The sequence below is a fragment of the Moritella sp. PE36 genome, from assembly GCF_000170855.1.
Classification (GTDB): domain Bacteria; phylum Pseudomonadota; class Gammaproteobacteria; order Enterobacterales; family Moritellaceae; genus Moritella.
Genome location: NZ_ABCQ01000044.1, coordinates 1 through 16,569 on the forward strand (window position 1 = coordinate 1; position 16,569 = coordinate 16,569).

General features: G+C 40.5%; 13 protein-coding genes and 1 pseudogene. 10 read left to right on the top strand and 4 right to left on the bottom strand.

Features of this window, described 5'->3' with window-relative positions; translation table 11 throughout:
* The 4 genes from PE36_RS18180 to PE36_RS18195 form a co-directional block, all read left to right on the top strand.
* The coding region (locus PE36_RS18180) for an efflux RND transporter periplasmic adaptor subunit (protein ID WP_006033530.1) at window positions 1-1,798 on the top strand (1,798 nt) is incomplete at its 5' end.
* Window positions 1,795-5,097, top strand: coding sequence for an efflux RND transporter permease subunit (locus PE36_RS18185; protein WP_006033531.1), 3,303 nt, complete (start codon window positions 1,795-1,797; stop codon window positions 5,095-5,097). The genes PE36_RS18180 and PE36_RS18185, both read left to right, overlap by 4 nt.
* Before the next feature lie 25 nt (window positions 5,098-5,122).
* Window positions 5,123-6,388: a peptide synthetase gene (locus PE36_RS18190; RefSeq protein ID WP_006033532.1), complete on the top strand. Its 1,266-nt coding sequence runs from the start codon at window positions 5,123-5,125 to the stop codon at window positions 6,386-6,388.
* Window positions 6,388-7,797 (top strand): triacylglycerol lipase, encoded by a 1,410-nt coding sequence (locus tag PE36_RS18195; RefSeq protein ID WP_006033533.1) that lies wholly within the window; start codon window positions 6,388-6,390, stop codon window positions 7,795-7,797. The genes PE36_RS18190 and PE36_RS18195 overlap by 1 nt, the downstream gene beginning before the upstream one ends.
* A gap of 37 nt (window positions 7,798-7,834) precedes the next feature.
* Here the strand turns inward: PE36_RS18195 and PE36_RS18200 are convergent, their stop codons facing one another.
* The 3 genes from PE36_RS18200 to PE36_RS18215 all read right to left on the bottom strand — a co-directional run bounded on the left by PE36_RS18200 (window position 7,835) and on the right by PE36_RS18215 (window position 11,596).
* Window positions 7,835-8,677, bottom strand: coding sequence for a DUF692 family multinuclear iron-containing protein (locus PE36_RS18200; RefSeq protein WP_006033534.1), 843 nt, complete (start codon window positions 8,675-8,677; stop codon window positions 7,835-7,837).
* A gap of 543 nt (window positions 8,678-9,220) precedes the next feature.
* The gene (locus PE36_RS23820; RefSeq protein ID WP_006033536.1) at window positions 9,221-10,711 is read right to left on the bottom strand and encodes an iron-containing redox enzyme family protein; all 1,491 of its coding nucleotides are present in this window, start codon (window positions 10,709-10,711) and stop codon (window positions 9,221-9,223) included.
* 9 nt (window positions 10,712-10,720) lie between these two features.
* A complete protein-coding gene (locus tag PE36_RS18215) occupies window positions 10,721-11,596 on the bottom strand; it encodes a fatty acid desaturase (RefSeq protein ID WP_006033537.1) in 876 nt (291 codons plus the stop codon).
* A 154-nt stretch (window positions 11,597-11,750) separates the two neighbouring features.
* On the opposite strand from PE36_RS18215, the gene PE36_RS23825 reads away from it, so the two are divergent.
* The 4 genes from PE36_RS23825 (at window position 11,751) to PE36_RS18235 (ending at window position 14,281) form a co-directional block, all read left to right on the top strand.
* Window positions 11,751-12,053 (top strand): 2Fe-2S iron-sulfur cluster-binding protein, encoded by a 303-nt coding sequence (locus PE36_RS23825; RefSeq protein WP_006033538.1) that lies wholly within the window; start codon window positions 11,751-11,753, stop codon window positions 12,051-12,053.
* 14 nt (window positions 12,054-12,067) lie between these two features.
* A complete protein-coding gene (locus PE36_RS18225; RefSeq protein WP_006033539.1) occupies window positions 12,068-12,778 on the top strand; it encodes a 2OG-Fe dioxygenase family protein in 711 nt (236 codons plus the stop codon).
* Window positions 12,779-12,793: 15 nt separating this feature from the next.
* The gene (locus tag PE36_RS23830) at window positions 12,794-13,324 is read left to right on the top strand and encodes a GNAT family N-acetyltransferase (RefSeq protein ID WP_052298109.1); all 531 of its coding nucleotides are present in this window, start codon (window positions 12,794-12,796) and stop codon (window positions 13,322-13,324) included.
* 105 nt (window positions 13,325-13,429) lie between these two features.
* Window positions 13,430-14,281: a ThiF family adenylyltransferase gene (locus tag PE36_RS18235; protein ID WP_043994767.1), complete on the top strand. Its 852-nt coding sequence runs from the start codon at window positions 13,430-13,432 to the stop codon at window positions 14,279-14,281.
* Window positions 14,282-14,389: 108 nt separating this feature from the next.
* Here the strand turns inward: PE36_RS18235 and PE36_RS24790 are convergent.
* A pseudogene (locus PE36_RS24790) lies at window positions 14,390-14,503 on the bottom strand (IS5/IS1182 family transposase); the annotation flags it as partial.
* 229 nt (window positions 14,504-14,732) lie between these two features.
* On the opposite strand from PE36_RS24790, the gene PE36_RS18240 reads away from it, so the two are divergent.
* Complete coding sequence (locus tag PE36_RS18240) at window positions 14,733-15,599, top strand: LysR family transcriptional regulator (protein ID WP_006033542.1); 867 nt, start codon at window positions 14,733-14,735, stop codon at window positions 15,597-15,599.
* A complete protein-coding gene (gene argC, locus PE36_RS18245) occupies window positions 15,596-16,555 on the top strand; it encodes an N-acetyl-gamma-glutamyl-phosphate reductase (protein ID WP_006033543.1) in 960 nt (319 codons plus the stop codon). The genes PE36_RS18240 and argC overlap by 4 nt, the downstream gene beginning before the upstream one ends.
* The last annotated feature ends 14 nt before the right edge of the window (window positions 16,556-16,569 follow it).

Consider the following 16,569-nt stretch of genomic DNA (forward strand, 5'->3'; position numbering starts at 1 on the left):
GCTTTGGTGGCAGGCTCACATCGGTAAAATCATTGGAGACAAGGGCGTACGTCGTATTTATCAATATGTCAGTGAACGCCAATTCTATGCGGGTTCATTTAGTTTTTTAGGGAACTGGCCACTAAAAGATGATAATAACCCAGCCATTAATCAAGATGATATGTGGGTTTGTTGTGGAATCGGCACGAAGAATTATCCCGTCTCGACAGGTATTTTATTGTGGCATGAGCAGTTGTCCTTAGGGTTAAAGTTACACCCCTATATTGCGCAAGATATCGAGACCACAGATGGGTTAATGCAGAGCTGGAAGCAGCATCTGTTACAAGGTGATTTACTGACGACAGAAGAAACGACTGCGAGTACCAGTCGCGATGATGCTATCATTGATACAGCAATCGCAGAGGCGACGGCTCAGGTAGTCAAATTAACCAAAACAAAGCATTCTATTAAGTTAGCAAAGGCAACACATTATAGTAAATTAAAGCAGGGGCTCCGACCTAAGATCCATAGCGGTGTGCAGCAGGTCAAAACAAGGTTATCGCCACATTGGAAAAAGGGACAGGCATTATTTATTCGGCATAAAAAAGTATCAATCCCGCTTTCTATTATTGCATTCAGCTTTATTTGCATGACCCTGCTATCTGTTATTCGGCCGCAAAGCCAAATTAACCCTGAGATTAATCGCTTTCCTTCCGTACGTTATATGGATGTGGCTTTTAACGATGCTGTGATCCCTATTTTTAGCCGTGGTATCGTTGCTGCAAAAACGCAAATCAAGCTAAATTCGGAAGTGACTGCAAGGGTTAAATCAGTTGCTGATAACTTCACCGCGGGTGGTTATTTTAATGCTGGCGATGTGCTGTTATCTATGGATGATGAAGCGTACAAACTTGAAGTGATTAAAAAGAAGCAGGCCGTGGATGGTGCATTACTACACTTAGCTGAAGCTAAAGCAAAAGCCCATGTAGCGCGAAGTGGGCTTGCGCGTAAAGCCACCAGTTTTGCCCGTCACATTCCGCAAATTAATGATGCTAAAAGTCGGGTTAAGGCGGCTGAGGCGGACTTACGTTTAGCCAATATAAAACTAGAGCGAGCGGTAATTAAAGCGCCGTTTTCTGGTCGGGTTAAAGCGGTGAGTGTTGGTCGCGGTCAATTAGTTAATTCGGGCGAAGTCATTGGTGAAATATACTCGTTAGATAAGATGCATGTACGTCTGCCTGTTGCGGATAAATATTTAACCTTGCTGGATTTACCATTCAAAGTCACGGCGTTTACGAATGATAACAATACCGAAGTTGTTGTCGCTGGTTCCAGAGTCGAACGTCCTCGGGTTACCCTTTCTGTGCGGGTGAATAATAAACGCTATCAATGGCAAGGGATGATTACGGGTACTGAAGGTGGATTAGCCGAGAATAGATTGCAGTACGTCATTGCCGAGGTATTAAACGATCCGGATCAACCGTTATATTTACAACCCGGTCGATTTGTGACTGCCGAAATTGCTGGTCGTGAGTTTGAACAAGTGGTGATTATTCCGCGTTTAGCCTTGCGAAATGATAATAAAGTGTGGCTGTTGGATACTGAGCAACGTCTTAAAATTGCCACTGTTGAGGTGCTTCATCAAGGTAAAGAACAGGTTTATATCACCGGTGGTTTAAGCGAAGGCGATAAACTGATATTAACCCCGCTTGATGTTGCCGTAGATGGCATGAAGTTGAATGTGATCAGCTTAGACTTAGACCTCGATCTAGAAAGTGCGCTACATAATGTAACAGCGCAAATTGAGGTGCGATCATGAGAGTCTTAATCGCTTGGTTTGCCAAAAATAAGGTAGCGGCAAATTTGATCATGATGGTGATTATCGCGCTTGGCTGTTTAGCATTACCTGAAACCCGTAAAGAGCTAATTCCTGGGGTGTCATTAGAGCGTATTGCGATCTCGACATTGTATCCCGGTGCTGGCCCCCGAGAAGTGGAAGCCCTTGTCTGTACCCGTATCGAAGCCGTTGTATATGATATTGCAGGGACGCTCGATTTAACATCATTCGCGAGTTCAGGATCTTGCTATACCACTATTGATATTGCCGATGGTTATAGTACCAAAGCGGTATTGGATGAAGTTAAATCGAGAATTGAAAGCATACACTCATTTCCCGAAGAGGTAGCAAAGCCTGTTGTCAGTGAATTGATTGAACGTTATCGGGTTGCGAAACTGATTATTTCAGGTGCCGGTGATGAGTGGGCATTAAAGCGATTGGCAGAAAATATCCGCTTAGATTTACTCGAAGATCCGGTTATTTCGGTGATTGAGTTACAAAACGCAAGACCTTACGAGATCAGTATCGCTTTATCAGAAGACAGTTTGGCACAATATAACTTAAAGTTCGAGGATGTGGTTAATACGTTAAAAGCCACTGCGCTTGATTTACCCGGCGGTAGTCTAGCGACAGAGCAGGGCGATATATTGATCCAAACTTTAGGTCAGATTGAAAGTGCGGATGACTTTGCCAGTATTATTTTACAAGCGAATGAAGACGGTGGTCGTATCTTACTCAGTGATATTGCCACTATTCACGATGGCTTTCGGGATGAGGGCACAATGGCTCAGCTTGATGGTCAACGGGCGGTATCGTTAGATGTTTATCGTGTGGGCGACCAGAACATTATTGAGGTTGCGGAGGTGATAAATAAATACGTAAAATCGCCAGCAACCTATTTGCCTGAAGGGATCAGTTTGTACGTTTGGCAAGACGATTCTAAGTTGTTCATGAGCCGTATCGATTTATTGGTTGGTAATGTGTTTAGCGGTTTGTGTTTATTGTTTGTCATCTTATTGTTGTTTTTAAACTGGCGTTTATCGTTTTGGGTCAGTTTAGGTATCCCTATTTCGTTTATGGGTGCGTTTTGGTTGTTACCTGTGTTTGATGGTTCAATCAATATCATCTCTTTATTTGCATTTTTGCTGGTGCTCGGCATTGTGGTTGATGATGCGATTGTCGTCGGCGAAAGTATTTACACCGAGCAAGCAGCTGGTAATAAAGGCGTGGAAGGTGCGATTGAGGGGGCTTATAAAGTATCGAAGCCCATTACCTTTGCCATTATAACCAGTGTCATCGCCTTTATGCCGTTGCTGTTTTTACCTGGGCCTGAAGGTAAACTCATGCAGGTTATTCCTGTAGTCGTCATTACCACGCTATTATTTTCATTGTTTGAATCGTTGTTTATCTTACCTGCGCATTTAAGCTATCAACCCGCTGACAAGGCTATTAATTCTGATGAAAGCCAGTTTAATCAGAACCATAGCCAAAATCCTACCAGCCTACCGCCTGAAAACCAAAACCGGTTGATTTACAACATTAAAATGATTGGCGGACTATTAGAAGGGATACAAACCAAGTTTTCTGCCGCGTTAGAAATGTTCGTTATTCGTCAATATAAACCCTTTCTAGACCATGTCTTACACTGGCGTTGGAGTTATATTCTGGGATTTATAGGGCTGTTTTTTATTTCGTTAACGTTACTTTCCAGTGGTTGGTTACGTACCGTGTTATTTTCGGCCATTGAAGGTGATATTGCCTATGCCAATGTCACTTTTGCTGAAGGCAGTAATCCGCAAAAAACCAAACTTGCCTTGTTAAAGATTGAAAAAGAAGCCTTGCAGTTACAGCAAGAGTTGACGGATGAGAAGGGTATTTCTGCGATTGCTCATGTGTATTCTGTTGTTGCACCGATAAGTAAGTATTCACGAGAATCACAAGCGGCAGCGGATGATCATATTGGCCGAGTATATCTGGAGTTATCGGTATCGAACGACCGGGTCATGTCTGGTCATGACATCATTAGTCACTGGCGTGAACGGGTTGGTGAAATTGAAGACAGTATTGAATTAAGCTTTGTCTCTGATCTTACCCCGCCAAGTGCCGATATCAATATTGAGTTGTCGAGTCGTAATTTAGATGATTTAGCGCAGCAAGCCGACGCATTAAAGCAAGTTTTAGCAAGGTTTGAAGGTGTATATGATATCCAAGATTCGCAACAGCGTAGTTCAAGGCAAGTTCAGCTAGCGCTAAAGCCCGTCGCACGTGATATGGGACTCACATTAAGCGCACTTGGGCAGCAAGTCCAGCAGGCTTATTTAGGTGTTGAAATACAAAGTATGCCGCGTGGTGAAGATGAAGTGAAAGTTAAGGTGAGTTATCCAAAAGAGGCGACCAGCTCACTGTGGCATTTAGAGAATATGCACATTCAACTACCAAATGGTGAAGGCGTCCCGCTGTTTACCATTGCCGATGTGAGTTATCAATCGGCAGAGCATAATATTAAACGTTATGAACGTAATCGGGTTATTTCTGTTTCTGCATTTGTCGACCCGGGTAAAAATAGCACTAAGGCTGTTATCGCCGAGCTGGAGGCTGGATTTTTACAGCAATTAACCGATACCACCGCGGTTAAATGGTCGAAAGCCGGTAAGCAGAAAAGTATTGTCGAGTTTGTGGATATTTTAACAAGCAGTTACTTATTGGCGTTAATCGCGATGTATTTAGTGATGGCCATTTTATTTAGTTCTTATACACAACCATTGCTGGTTATGTTTGCGATCCCTTTTGGTCTGGTTGGTTCTTTGTTAGGGCATTTGTTGTTAGGGGTTGATGTTACCTTGTGGTCATTTATTGGCATGGTCGCAGTGAGCGGGATCGTCGTGAATGACAACTTAGTTCTGATTGATTATATCAATGAAAAATGCAGCAAAGGCATGTCACTAGAAACGGCGATCACCAGTGCGGGAGTGCGGCGTTTCCGTCCCATTATTCTTACGTCGTTAACTACATTTATTGGTTTAGTACCGATAATGAGTGAAACCAGTTTACAAGCACAATTTTTGATCCCAATGGCGATATCGTTGGCCTTTGGCGTACTCTTTGCGACGCTTGTCAGTTTGTTATTGGTGCCAGCAGTATATTTATTGATCCAGGATATTGTTATTGCAGTGACCACTTTACTGTCAAAAAAATTAATAGTTAAAATCCAAGGATTTGATGTTCGTAGTAATAGTAATAAGGATATACCCGATAACCGTGCGGCAGATAGCGCGGCATAACCGTCTTAGAGTTCAAGGAGGAACGATGACGTTTAAACGTAAACTTTCACCAACAGAGCGTTTTTATATTAGCTGTGATGATTTTAATGCCGAAGAAACGGCTACCTGTGTTGTTAATCAAATGGTACTTGAAGGCCAAGGGGATATCGACATACCGGCTTGGCAAAAAGCGGTAACCCAAGCTTCAGAGGCCTTGCAAGGCACGCGTTTTAGACTATCAGGCAAACTGGGTTTTAGTCACTGGGCAGATGCCGGAAAAACAACACAGCTTGACGTTATCCGTGGCTTAAACTGGGATGGCATGAGTGATAACGCCGCGCCATTTTTAAATCGCCCCTTAGATGTAAAAACCAGTACCGGTTGTGAAGTCTTATTGGTACTCGGTGAGGAGAGTGGTAAACATCACATTATTTTTAGAACGCATCATGCAGTGATGGATGGGCGTGGCACCAAGATATTTGCTGATGAAGTATTGCGCGCGTTGCGTCAGCAGTCACTCCATGGTGACAATAGCTTTGTTCGCGATGTTGATTTAGCTAAATCTGTGACAATAGTACCAGGGGAGAAAGTCAATGATACTGTGACGGCGCCGACAGGTGTCCCCCTTGGACAAGACTTTGGGTCTTCTTGGCAGCGTAGAACGCTGCCTGGTAGTTATAAGCAGGTTTTAGCCAACGCGGGTATTAGTATTGCCAAATTAGCCAACCTCTATTCAGATTCGGCAGTACGTATTCAATTACCTGTTGATCTCCGTATGCATGACACTGATATTGTCTCAACGGGTAATTTAACCGGCGGGTTATTAATGCAGGTATCGCCAGAGACGACAACGGCGAGTTGGGCGCAGCAAATTAAGTTGAAAATAGCAGAAAATGAACACGCAAGGATGCCTCAGTTTGCCGGTATACCGACGTTAAATGCACTAAATTGGGTGCCATTGGCTTGGTTGAAAAAGTTTAATGACAAACTTGCATTAAAGCGCCAAGAAACAGGCCAGTACCGTACTTCCGGTATTATTTCTAATCTCGGTTTCCTGAAAGTGGATGAATACAGCGCAGCAGGTTTTAATTGCACGAGTGTGTTTTTCATTCCACCTTATTTTAATACTACCGCGCTGTTTTTAGTGCTAGCCGGTAACAAAGATTCTGTTGAAGTTATTCTGCGTATTCCACACCAGCTCAGTAGTAATGGCCGTGCAGAACATGCATTATCGCAAATATGTCATGGTATTTGTTTTGGACATGAACAAAATATCAATAGCGATGAACTCCCACTGAAGCAGGCGAGTTAATGCGCAGTAAAGTGAATAAATCAATGTATACGCTAGCGGCATTAGGAATGAGTGTATTTTGTGCATTGGCAGTACAAGCCTCTGAACAATGCCAGGTAAGTTACCCCGTGGTATTGACACATCATTGGGGGATGAAAGCACTGTGTCAATCGGCACCTAATGAAGAATGCGACCGATTAGTCCCGCAAAAATATTGTCAGGAATGGCAATGGGATGAAGATGGACAAGATCAAGATTGCTTAACGTGGCGTGTGCCCGATGATGAACTTGATTTACCACCACGTAATTATAATCTGTTTGAACCAAGCTTACAGCGAGATGTGAGCGGTTATTATCGTTATTTCAGTCAGGAGATTGTACAACGGCTATCACAAGATTGTGGTAATCAGGTCTTTGTCGCGGATAATCCCGCATTTTCTTCATCGCTCGTTCGTGCTCAGTCATTACGTAATACAGTATTACAGGCACTTGACAGCACTGGCGCTGATAAAGTGATCATTGTCGGAATGTCTCAGGGCAGTCAGGATGCAAGAATATTGACGCAGCTATCTGTTAGTGATGGTGAGTTAGTGGCGAGTACGACTACTAATGTGACTGATAATGCTAACGCTAATAATAGTGCTAACGCGAATGACAATGTAAGTGCCAATACTGATGTTATGGCGAGTAAAATTGCCGCACTTGTGACTGTGGTTGGTGAACATCAAGGTAGTTGGTCAGCGAGTGTATTTTTAAATACCATGTATGCGCAGCGATTCTTTTCAAATAATTGGCAATGGCAAGATTATGAACATAATCTGATATGGCAACTTGGTAAAAACCAATTAATGGCAGGATTGTGGAAAAATGAGCAACAGCAATATGTACTGTCAGAAAATCAGCCACAATTACAAACAGAAGCCGATATATTCCAGCAGTTTTTAGCATCCAACGTTGTATTAACCAAGAAATACATGACAGGCGAAGCATATGCTTGGGTAAACTGGGCGCAAAGTTGGGAAGAATTACGCAAGGCTGCAGGATTAAGCGAGACTAATTGGCATGTTGGGTTATCGGCCTCACAAGAGTTATCAAATGCTGTTCCTTATTATAGCTATGCGGCACAAGTTCATCGTTGGAATAAAGATTGGGGGCAGTCACGTTTTATCACTGATCTGGTTGAGTTTCTTGAAGGGAAACATGATGGTTATGCAACCGTTGTTTCACAATCGCTACAAAGCAGAGTGCAACATGTAAAAACGATGTCGGGTTCAACGCACGGTAATGGTTATCATCATATGTTTTTTTCGGGTCGTAATGATACGTTATATGGACCACAAACGGGCGCACAGGAACTTGATTTATATCGGGGCTCGTCAGCCGACTTTTATCAACAAATGATGGCAAACCTCGTCGCTGTTGGATTCTAGCGTATTTGGGAGGAAGAGCTAGGGTAGTAATGGCGGATTAACATGCGTTTTTAAAGCGCTGCGATTTGAGGATCATTTTTTGCGCCGTATATGCTTCATTTAGTAATTCATCGAGCCGTGGAATATTAGTATCCCATTCAATCAAGGTCGGGATTGTGTTGCAATGCTGTAAGTAATATTCAAATAGCTGCCATACTTCTGGTGTTACTTTCTGGCTATGTTCTTGGTCGAAGGTGATGCGGTTATTTTTTAATAGTTTATTGCTACCAGATAGGTGGATCTCGCTTACGATATGGCTTGGTATCGATGCTAAGTAATCATAAGGGTTGAATTCAAGCTGGTGACTACTGATATGAACATTGTTAATATCGAGTAATATTGTACAGTTTGTCGCGGCTTGTAACTCGGTTAAAAAGGCGGCCTCTGTTAGGGTGTTGTTTTTATTTTTGCTATAACAGGCTGGATTTTCGATTGCAATTGCTTGGCCTAAAATTTGTTGAATTTGCTCTATACGCCCAATGACATGCTTTAAGTTCTCTTCTGTATAGGATACTGGCGACGCATCGCTATAATGCTGACCAGCAATTGAACTCCATCCTAAATGCTCTGATATACAAAATGGCTGATAACGGTCGACCAATTTTTTAATGTTATGAATATGGATGGTATCAAGCAGCTCATTAGAAGAGAGTGCTAAGCCGACGCCGTGTAAACTGATAGGGTAGCGATCACTGGCTTTATCTAAGTAATAAGTTGCCTCTGAATTAGTCTCAAAGTGATTTTCACTGTGAACTTCTAGCCAGCCTATATCCACTTGGCTATTGGTGAGTTGCTCATAATGCGCTGGACGCATTCCGATCCCAACTAAATCATCTAGCATAAAGTTGTCCTATGTTTAAATACGCCTCTGAAGTTCTGTGCGTTATTGAAAGGAGTATGGGTAAGGTTTTGTGGTTTTGCAAAGTAAATCACACTCAATCTTGTAAGGTATTGAGAGTTGCATTGTATGAGGTGAAAAAATGAATCTTTGGTCACGATATGAAAAAGCCTTAACGTAGTTAATCTCGTTAAGGCTTGTTATTTTTGGGGTGTTAATATTCGTTAATGTATAAGTGTCGAGTATATTATGCTGTAACCGTTATATAACCAAATCACTTCAAATGATCGCTGTCACGGCAAGTTTAATATCACTATCTGCTTTGCAGCAACAAGGTAATATCGAACCGGGTGCCACTGTGGCTAATGGATCAGTTGTATAAGTAACCGTGCCGGAAGTTAGTGGTGCATCCATTCACTAAAAGTGTAATTGTGTGTATATCAGTTGGTTGGGAGGTGCGTGTATTTATAATTAAGTAAAACTAAGGGGGGACCATTAGTCTGACGCAGGGGATAGTGACGGACATATCGTTATGCCCGTACTGAATCACTGAAATTTAAAGTTTTCTTTTACTACGTTTTCAATGCATTTATAATATTGTTCAGCAACTCTGAATCGAATAAGCACGCCTCTTGCCATTTCTTGGCAAAGTCGTTCACTGCTTTCTACATGGGGTAGTAAAATATGATTTAGCCACTCTTTTCCGTGGACAGCATCGATGTGTATGTGTTCACGGTGGTAAGCTATAGCTTCTTCCGGAAAGTTACATCTTTCCATTCCTTTGGTAACAGCTCTAAATCTTAATGGAGCAGAGCCCTCTATTAAGCCTATAGCACCAAATAGGCGAGGTATATATTTACGACGTTGTGCCCAAAAAGAAACGAGGTTGCCATTCATTAAGCAAGGAGTCGGGATCTTAGAAGGTAAAGCAATTGAGACTTCCTCTAATAGTTTTTTGCAGTAAATAGCAGATTCTTCAAACATTTCTGTATGAATTTTTTCAAACTCTCCTTTGCCCATTTCATCCCAATAATTTTCAGCAATAGTGAGTTTTGAGCGATTGTTTACACCTATTTGCGCGAGAGCCATGACATCGTCAAAGCTTCCATCAACGAGTTCTTCCATGCAGATATAATATGCAATTGCCTGAGGTGGAGCTTCCTTGCGTATGTAAGTTAAAAATTCATGGATATTGTCATTTAGTTTTATTAGTTTTTTTGTATACCAATCTTTAAACTCTATGCTGTTGGAGGGCAGTATTTCTGATTCAATGAGTTTATCTTCCCATTGCATCCATTCATCTTCAATTCGTCTTACTTCTAGTAAGGTGTCCATGGCGTCTGGTACACGGTTAAACATAATTGGGCTAGCAGTAGCCGCCTTATAATAATCGGTCAAGAAATATTGTGATGTGTTTGACTCGAAGCTAAGATCGTTGTTTTTATTTTGCATTACTCTTCTTCTTTTTAAAAATGGTGATAAATCGGGTTTTGATTTCCAGAAAGGTTCGGGTGGGGCGTAGTCCTTTGATGGACTGTAAATTGATGTTTCTTCGAATCTCATTGTGTGTATATATCTAGGGCAGTTTGGAAAAATAAACTCTATATCAACAATAGTGACGCTTTCTGCATGAGGGAATAGCATCAGCCATTCGCTCTCTTTGGTAATGGTTGCCTTACCGTTGACCCTCATTCTTCTTTTGTCTCCTTCAAATTGAATAAAGAGTAGGGCCACCTCTTCATGCTCTTCTATGTTTCCTAAAGTTCGGTACATACCATTGCCATCATAGTTAGCAAAAGCGAGTTGGTTCGGTAATATTGTCTGCACAAACCCTGTGTTGCCTCCTTTGTAAGAGCAATCAAGCTTGCCATTGGTACCAGAGGTTGCAATAAAAAAAAATTGCGATTCATTTACGATATTACGGGTATCGTCGTTGAACTCGGTTAACAGTCGAGTATCTTTTAGTTGCTTGGCAATAGGCGTACTTCCGTTTCGTTTCTGAAGTGCTAATTGCCCAGGACTGTAGAAATTTTGCATGCGTGTCCCCTAAATAGATTCAAGAAAAAATTCAGAGTAAGAGACATTTATATTTACTATATTGCTGTTGATGCGTCGGTGTAAAATTGACAGCTTCTCAGGTCGAACTAATGGGTACATGTGATGTTCTACATGATAATTGTTCCCGTTTGTGTACCAAACCATAAAACTACTTGCTCTTATTGAACGCGTGTTTTCGAAAATATCCTCACTTTCGTTATTGCACCCAAAGTGTTCAGGGAATTCAATAAGGGTGTGGATTGGGGCGGCAATCAGACACAAAGGTAGTAACCAGACCAATAGATGACTCAAACTATCGAAATAGATCGAAACAGACACAGAGACCACAATCAGCGTCAGCATCATTAGGTACTCATCTCGGATTTTATTATTGGTTAACTTGTTGAATTTTGGACTAATTGATTTTCCACTTAATGCCTTTATCAATCGTTTGGTAAACTCGAAGTAATGCGAAATTAAGAAAAAACAAGATAACTTAGTTATCCAGGTTGTATTTTCATCTAAGGTATTAAACTCAAAAAACTCTGTATCGCCTTCCGTTCCAACTTTAGCGTGATGTACTAGGTGACTCGCTTGATAATTAGAGTATGCAACTAACATCGGCGCCCCAAGCAAAAAACCTGTTATGCGGTTGAGCTTTGCGTTTGTAAATGCTCCACCATGTAAAACTTGATGCTGAAGCTCAACTCCGTGTGCAAAAGAAAACCCCAAGACTAAAATACCAATGTAACTTAAATAAGAGTCTTGAAAAAAAAGCACTCCACCAAGTGACATCATGCTTAGGTAAATCGATATTTTGATACTGAATGCTTTGTTGCATGCGCCGGATATTTTTATTAGTTGGCTTGTTTCAATTTTGGTCATTTATAGCTCCTTTATAGTGTTCATTTATTCTTAAATATTCATAAGACCAAGTAAACTAAAAAATTATTTAGACACCTAAGTATCTCTTAATTCAACAAAAACTTAACAAGGGTTAAGAATTACAATATTGACTACGAAAGATAATTAATAAATCATGTTGCTCAGTATTTTAAGCGTGCTTTGTGGCAAAGAGGTGGGTGTGAGTTTTGTGAATGTAGCTTTATCTAAAGAGCAATTTTTACATGAAGTTGACTCTACAGGCATCCAATACGGGTGCAAAAAGGGTGTGTGCGGAAGATGTGTAATTAATGTCAACGAAGATGCTGGGATCTTAATACCTAAATGTGAATCAGAAAAAATGATTCTGGAAGTCATTGGTCAAACAGAAGAGCAGAAACGTCTTGCCTGTATGTGTAAAGCGTCGATGTCGGGAAATGTCTCAATATCTATTTATTAAGGAGTGGTTAAGTTATGGAAGCAGTGGTACCTAAAAAGCAGTTTGTCGATGTTATAAATAATTTCTGTGTCGTATCGAACATCGATGATTTGTTAGGCGATAGTGTATTAGATTCTCTTTCTTGGAAAGTTTTCAAGGAGTCTTGGAGTGACCTTGGTCTAGATGAATACATGAATGATGGCGGGAAATACAGGAAAAGGAATTTTTGTAAGTTGCGCTACCATGTAGAAGATGATTCCTTGTGGATGAAAGAGCATGATTTTTATTTTCAACCTCCGAGTGTCAATGCTCTTAACGGTGGTCTTGAGCGTTGGTTCTCGCCAGTAAAAGGTGAGGTATTTTATAACTCTGTTGTAAACACGCTTTTAAAAACAATGGGAAGTGAGTTAAGTAAATTAACAGGTCAAAAAACTTGGGATATTAACTTTTATCAAAATAGAATTATCTCAGAGCTGGGTGAGGCTGGGAAACCTTCTCCCGAAGGGATTCATAAAGATGGCGTAAAGTTTAGTATTTTATTACTTATGGACAGAAGCAATGTGACTGGTGGTGAAAATACAATTTTCGATCTTGATAAAAAACCGATTTTTTCACATACATTAACACAAGAAGGTGAATGCATAATTTTTGCTGATGAACCTACATATCACTTTGCGTCACCAATTGAGCAAATTAGCCCTGATGTAGCAGGTAAACGAGATATTTTGGTCGTAGAATTTTATTAATTTTTGGGTTTAAGTATGTCTAGTGATAATAAAACGCCTCCGACATATCGGGGGTTAAGAAGTACAGACTCTGTTGATATTTCAAACATTATGTCATTGCCTGGAGTGGTGCATGGACTTTCTTCTCTTCCTTATACTAGCGAACTTCATGTTCAGCATTTAATGAGTGATGTTTCTAATAAGCACTGGGTGATAGCAGAACATAAGGGAAAGGCTGTAGGGTTTATTTATCTTAGCTGGCCGAATGGTCGATGGAGGAGGGTTGCCGAAATTGCTATGGGCGTTGCCGATAATTATGCAGGCCAAGGTGTCGGTTTTAGTTTATTGAAGCGAGCTCTCCATACTGGTTTTCTATATCTCGATTTTGAACGTATCGAGTTAGTTGTGTATCAGGATAATGTTCCAGCTATCACCATTTATAAGAAGTGTGGATTGCAATCTGAGGGAAGTCGAGAGGGGCAGGTGATCCGTGAAGGGATTTATTATGACTCTCATTTGATGGGTATTACACGTGAGCAGTACCTTGAACATCAAGACAAAATTTAATCATCACTAAAGTTCTAATTGAATAAATACAATCAAAGATTAGTGCATTGCACTGATTACTTACTTCCCCCACCCAAAAAAAAGGGGGATTTTCGAGGAAATACAATGATAAAGAACACTAATCAACACGAACACTCAATATTGTTTAGCCGAATGTTGGGTATTGTAAGTGAAGAAGAACTATCAATTCTTAAAAACAAAAAAATTGCAGTGCCAGGGGCTGGTGGTGTGGGTTTTACTCATGCCGAAACTTTGGTCAGAATGGGTGTTGGTGCAGTTAACATCGCTGACTTTGATACATTTGGTCCTGAAAACATGAACCGTCAATTTGGTTGTACTTTAAGTACTATCGGAAAAGAAAAGGCCAAGGTTCTTGATGAACGAGTGAAGGATATTAATCCATCTATCAAGACTAAAGTATTTGATGGTGTGTCAATTGAAAATGTTGATGCGTTTTTAGACGGTGTAGACTTGGTTTGTGATGCAATGGATTACTTTGTTATAGAACCAAGAATCATCATGTATAAACGTGCACGCGAGCTTGGAATCCCAGTTATCGTCTCTGGGCCTGTTGGCTTTGGGGCTTCTCTGCATGTTTTTGATCCAGAAGGAATGCCTTTTGAAGAGTTTTTTGATCTTAACCCTGAAGACACTACAGAGGAAAAGTTAATGAAGTTTGGTATGGGGTTAACACCATCAGAGCTATATTTGGATTATCAAGACTCTGCTAACCTTGACTTCAAAGCTCAGAAAGTTGCTTCTATAAGTAGTTCATGTTTGCTTGCTAGTACACTTACTGGCTCTGCAAGCATATTACAGCTATTAGGGAAACAATCATTTAAATCAGTTCCGTATTGTTACCAGTTAGATTTACGTGCGTTTAAATTTGAAGAGGTATTAGTTGAAGGTGGGGTTGCTTGTATGCGTGACAAAGCCAAATTGGATAAAAACGCATAAAAATTCACTTTAATAAATTGTACAGACCAGCGGCGTTGTTGGATAAATACGAATGTAAGATGCGACTATTAAGAATGTTACGGCTAAGTGTGCAGTTTGTTTCATAGTTGGCATTCCTATTCCTATGACTTTGTTCATTACTTTTACACGCGCTAAAGCTTCTCCTTTCGGAGCGTTATAGTATCTAAGGCTTAGTTTATGGCTGGTCAGCTGTTTAATTTTTTAGATGGCAACCTTAGCAGATCCGGTCATCCGAAGTAAAAGGTTTTATTAATCCGGAAAACAACGCCTAGTTGAATTCAAGCTGAAACTGGAAGGTTAACGCTTTGATAACAAACGGGTAACAGATCTGTTTATTGTTGATTGATAATTAAATATGTGCCATTATGAATATTAATTCATAATTGGAGCATAATTAAGCGGTGTTATATATTGAGTTGAGTGGCGATAAATGCATATAAATCAAATTCAGACATTCATAGCTATAACTAAATCAGGTTCTTTAGCTGGAGCCTCTGAGCTTCTGCACGTAACCCCTGCAGCGTTAAGCCAAAGGATAAAGCAATTTGAGGGCCGGCTCGGGGAAAAGGTCTTTGAACGAACAAACAGAGGAATGAAACTATCTCTGCACGGGGAAAGCATCTATGGTCATGCACTGACTATCTCCAAGGAGGTGGAGAACTTGTTTGCCTCAGTAAAAAACGTGGATGTTAACGAAGAAAATATCACTTTAGCTTTTAGTAATGCATTTAACCCTAATGATATTAGCAGGTTTTCTTTATCTCATAGCGCTTTATCGTATGGAGTCGATGTCCGTCGTATGAGCGATGATATTTTTATGTGGGCGATATCTAAGGGATTGGTTGATGCCTGTGTTGGTTTCTGTGCTCTCAAGGGTGAAGATGTCAGTTCTTTGCACCTAGGTACTAATAGGTTTGTATTGATAGGTGAAAATGAAAATCCAAGTAAGAGTGGTAACTACAAGGTTGCAACACCAAATATTAAAGAATTAATTGCTTTATTGCCTCTTAGTTCTACATATAAATTTAGTTATACCGACTGTTACTCAAATGCATTAATGTACCTTAAAGACAAAAAATATTTCGCTATTGTGGATGAAGATATAGCGACTAAGTACATAAAAGAGAATGTAAATGTAAGTGTTATTGGAGACGTACTAGAGATACCGTTTTACTTACATTTTAAGGACGAGCGCCACATGCTCGGCTTAGTTTCTAAACTTAAACAGGAACTGTCTTACCATTTTTCAAGTGTTAAAATAGAAAATGATGTTATTTACAAAAGGGACGTAAAATGAAAAAAGTGTTTATTGATGGTCAAGCAGGAACAACTGGCTTGCAAATTTATTCAAGACTGAAATGTCGAGATGATATAGAGCTCATAGAGATTGATCATGCACGCAGAAAGGATGTTGCTGCACGAAAAGAAGCAATTAACAATGCAGATGTTGTGATCTTATGTTTACCTGATGAAGCGGCTAAAGAATCGGTTTTGCTTATTGAGTCTCCTCATGTGAGAGTGTTGGATGCTAGTTCAGCTCACAGAGTTACAGCTGGATGGGTGTATGGCTTGCCTGAGATATCTCTAGCTCAACGCCAAGAAATTGCAGAAGCTAAACGAGTATCAAATCCTGGTTGTTATCCTACCGGAGCAATACTTCTTTTAAACCCTCTTGTGTCATCTGGTTTGCTTGATACCGACTACCCATATTCGATTAACGCCATATCGGGTTACACTGGTGGTGGTCGGGATGCAATCGAACGCTTTGAAGATCCTTCTCGCTCTGACTATTTATCAAACCCATACCGTCGTTATGCGTTGCATCATGAGCATAAGCATGTGAAGGAGATGGCGCAGTACAATGGATTAACCAAAAAACCGGTTTTTCAACCTGCATACGGTTTGTATCGCCAGGGTATCTTGCTTCAGATTCCAATACATTTAAGCGATCATTCTCTAGAGTTAACGGGGGATATATTAAGGGAAAAACTAAATGATCATTATGCTGACTCATCATTTGTAACAGTGCTAAATAAGTCTGAAACTTTGAGTATTGATGGACTTAGCCCAGACATTCATAATGACAGTAACGATGTTACATTAGGCGTGTTTACTCCTGATGGTACAGACCACGCGGTATTAACTGCATCTTATGATAACTTGGGGAAAGGTGCGTCAGGAGCTGCAGTTCAAAACTTGGAGATAATGCTAAACCTTGTGCAATCGGATGGTCATGTATCAGCACTAGATTAATATATTATTTTACA

Excerpts from the sequence above, each read along its gene's own strand:
- PE36_RS18240 (WP_006033542.1), top strand. The coding sequence starts at position 14,733 with ATGCATATAAATCAAATTCAGACATTCATAGCTATAACTAAATCAGGT.
- argC (WP_006033543.1), top strand. The coding sequence starts at position 15,596 with ATGAAAAAAGTGTTTATTGATGGTCAAGCAGGAACAACTGGCTTGCAA.
- PE36_RS18195 (WP_006033533.1), top strand. The coding sequence starts at position 6,388 with ATGCGCAGTAAAGTGAATAAATCAATGTATACGCTAGCGGCATTAGGA.
- PE36_RS18200 (WP_006033534.1), bottom strand. The coding sequence starts at position 8,677 with ATGCTAGATGATTTAGTTGGGATCGGAATGCGTCCAGCGCATTATGAG.
- PE36_RS23825 (WP_006033538.1), top strand. The coding sequence starts at position 11,751 with ATGTTGCTCAGTATTTTAAGCGTGCTTTGTGGCAAAGAGGTGGGTGTG.
- PE36_RS18235 (WP_043994767.1), top strand. The coding sequence starts at position 13,430 with ATGATAAAGAACACTAATCAACACGAACACTCAATATTGTTTAGCCGA.
- PE36_RS18190 (WP_006033532.1), top strand. The coding sequence starts at position 5,123 with ATGACGTTTAAACGTAAACTTTCACCAACAGAGCGTTTTTATATTAGC.
- PE36_RS23830 (WP_052298109.1), top strand. The coding sequence starts at position 12,794 with ATGTCTAGTGATAATAAAACGCCTCCGACATATCGGGGGTTAAGAAGT.
- PE36_RS18225 (WP_006033539.1), top strand. The coding sequence starts at position 12,068 with ATGGAAGCAGTGGTACCTAAAAAGCAGTTTGTCGATGTTATAAATAAT.
- PE36_RS23820 (WP_006033536.1), bottom strand. The coding sequence starts at position 10,711 with ATGCAAAATTTCTACAGTCCTGGGCAATTAGCACTTCAGAAACGAAAC.
- PE36_RS18215 (WP_006033537.1), bottom strand. The coding sequence starts at position 11,596 with ATGACCAAAATTGAAACAAGCCAACTAATAAAAATATCCGGCGCATGC.
- PE36_RS18185 (WP_006033531.1), top strand. The coding sequence starts at position 1,795 with ATGAGAGTCTTAATCGCTTGGTTTGCCAAAAATAAGGTAGCGGCAAAT.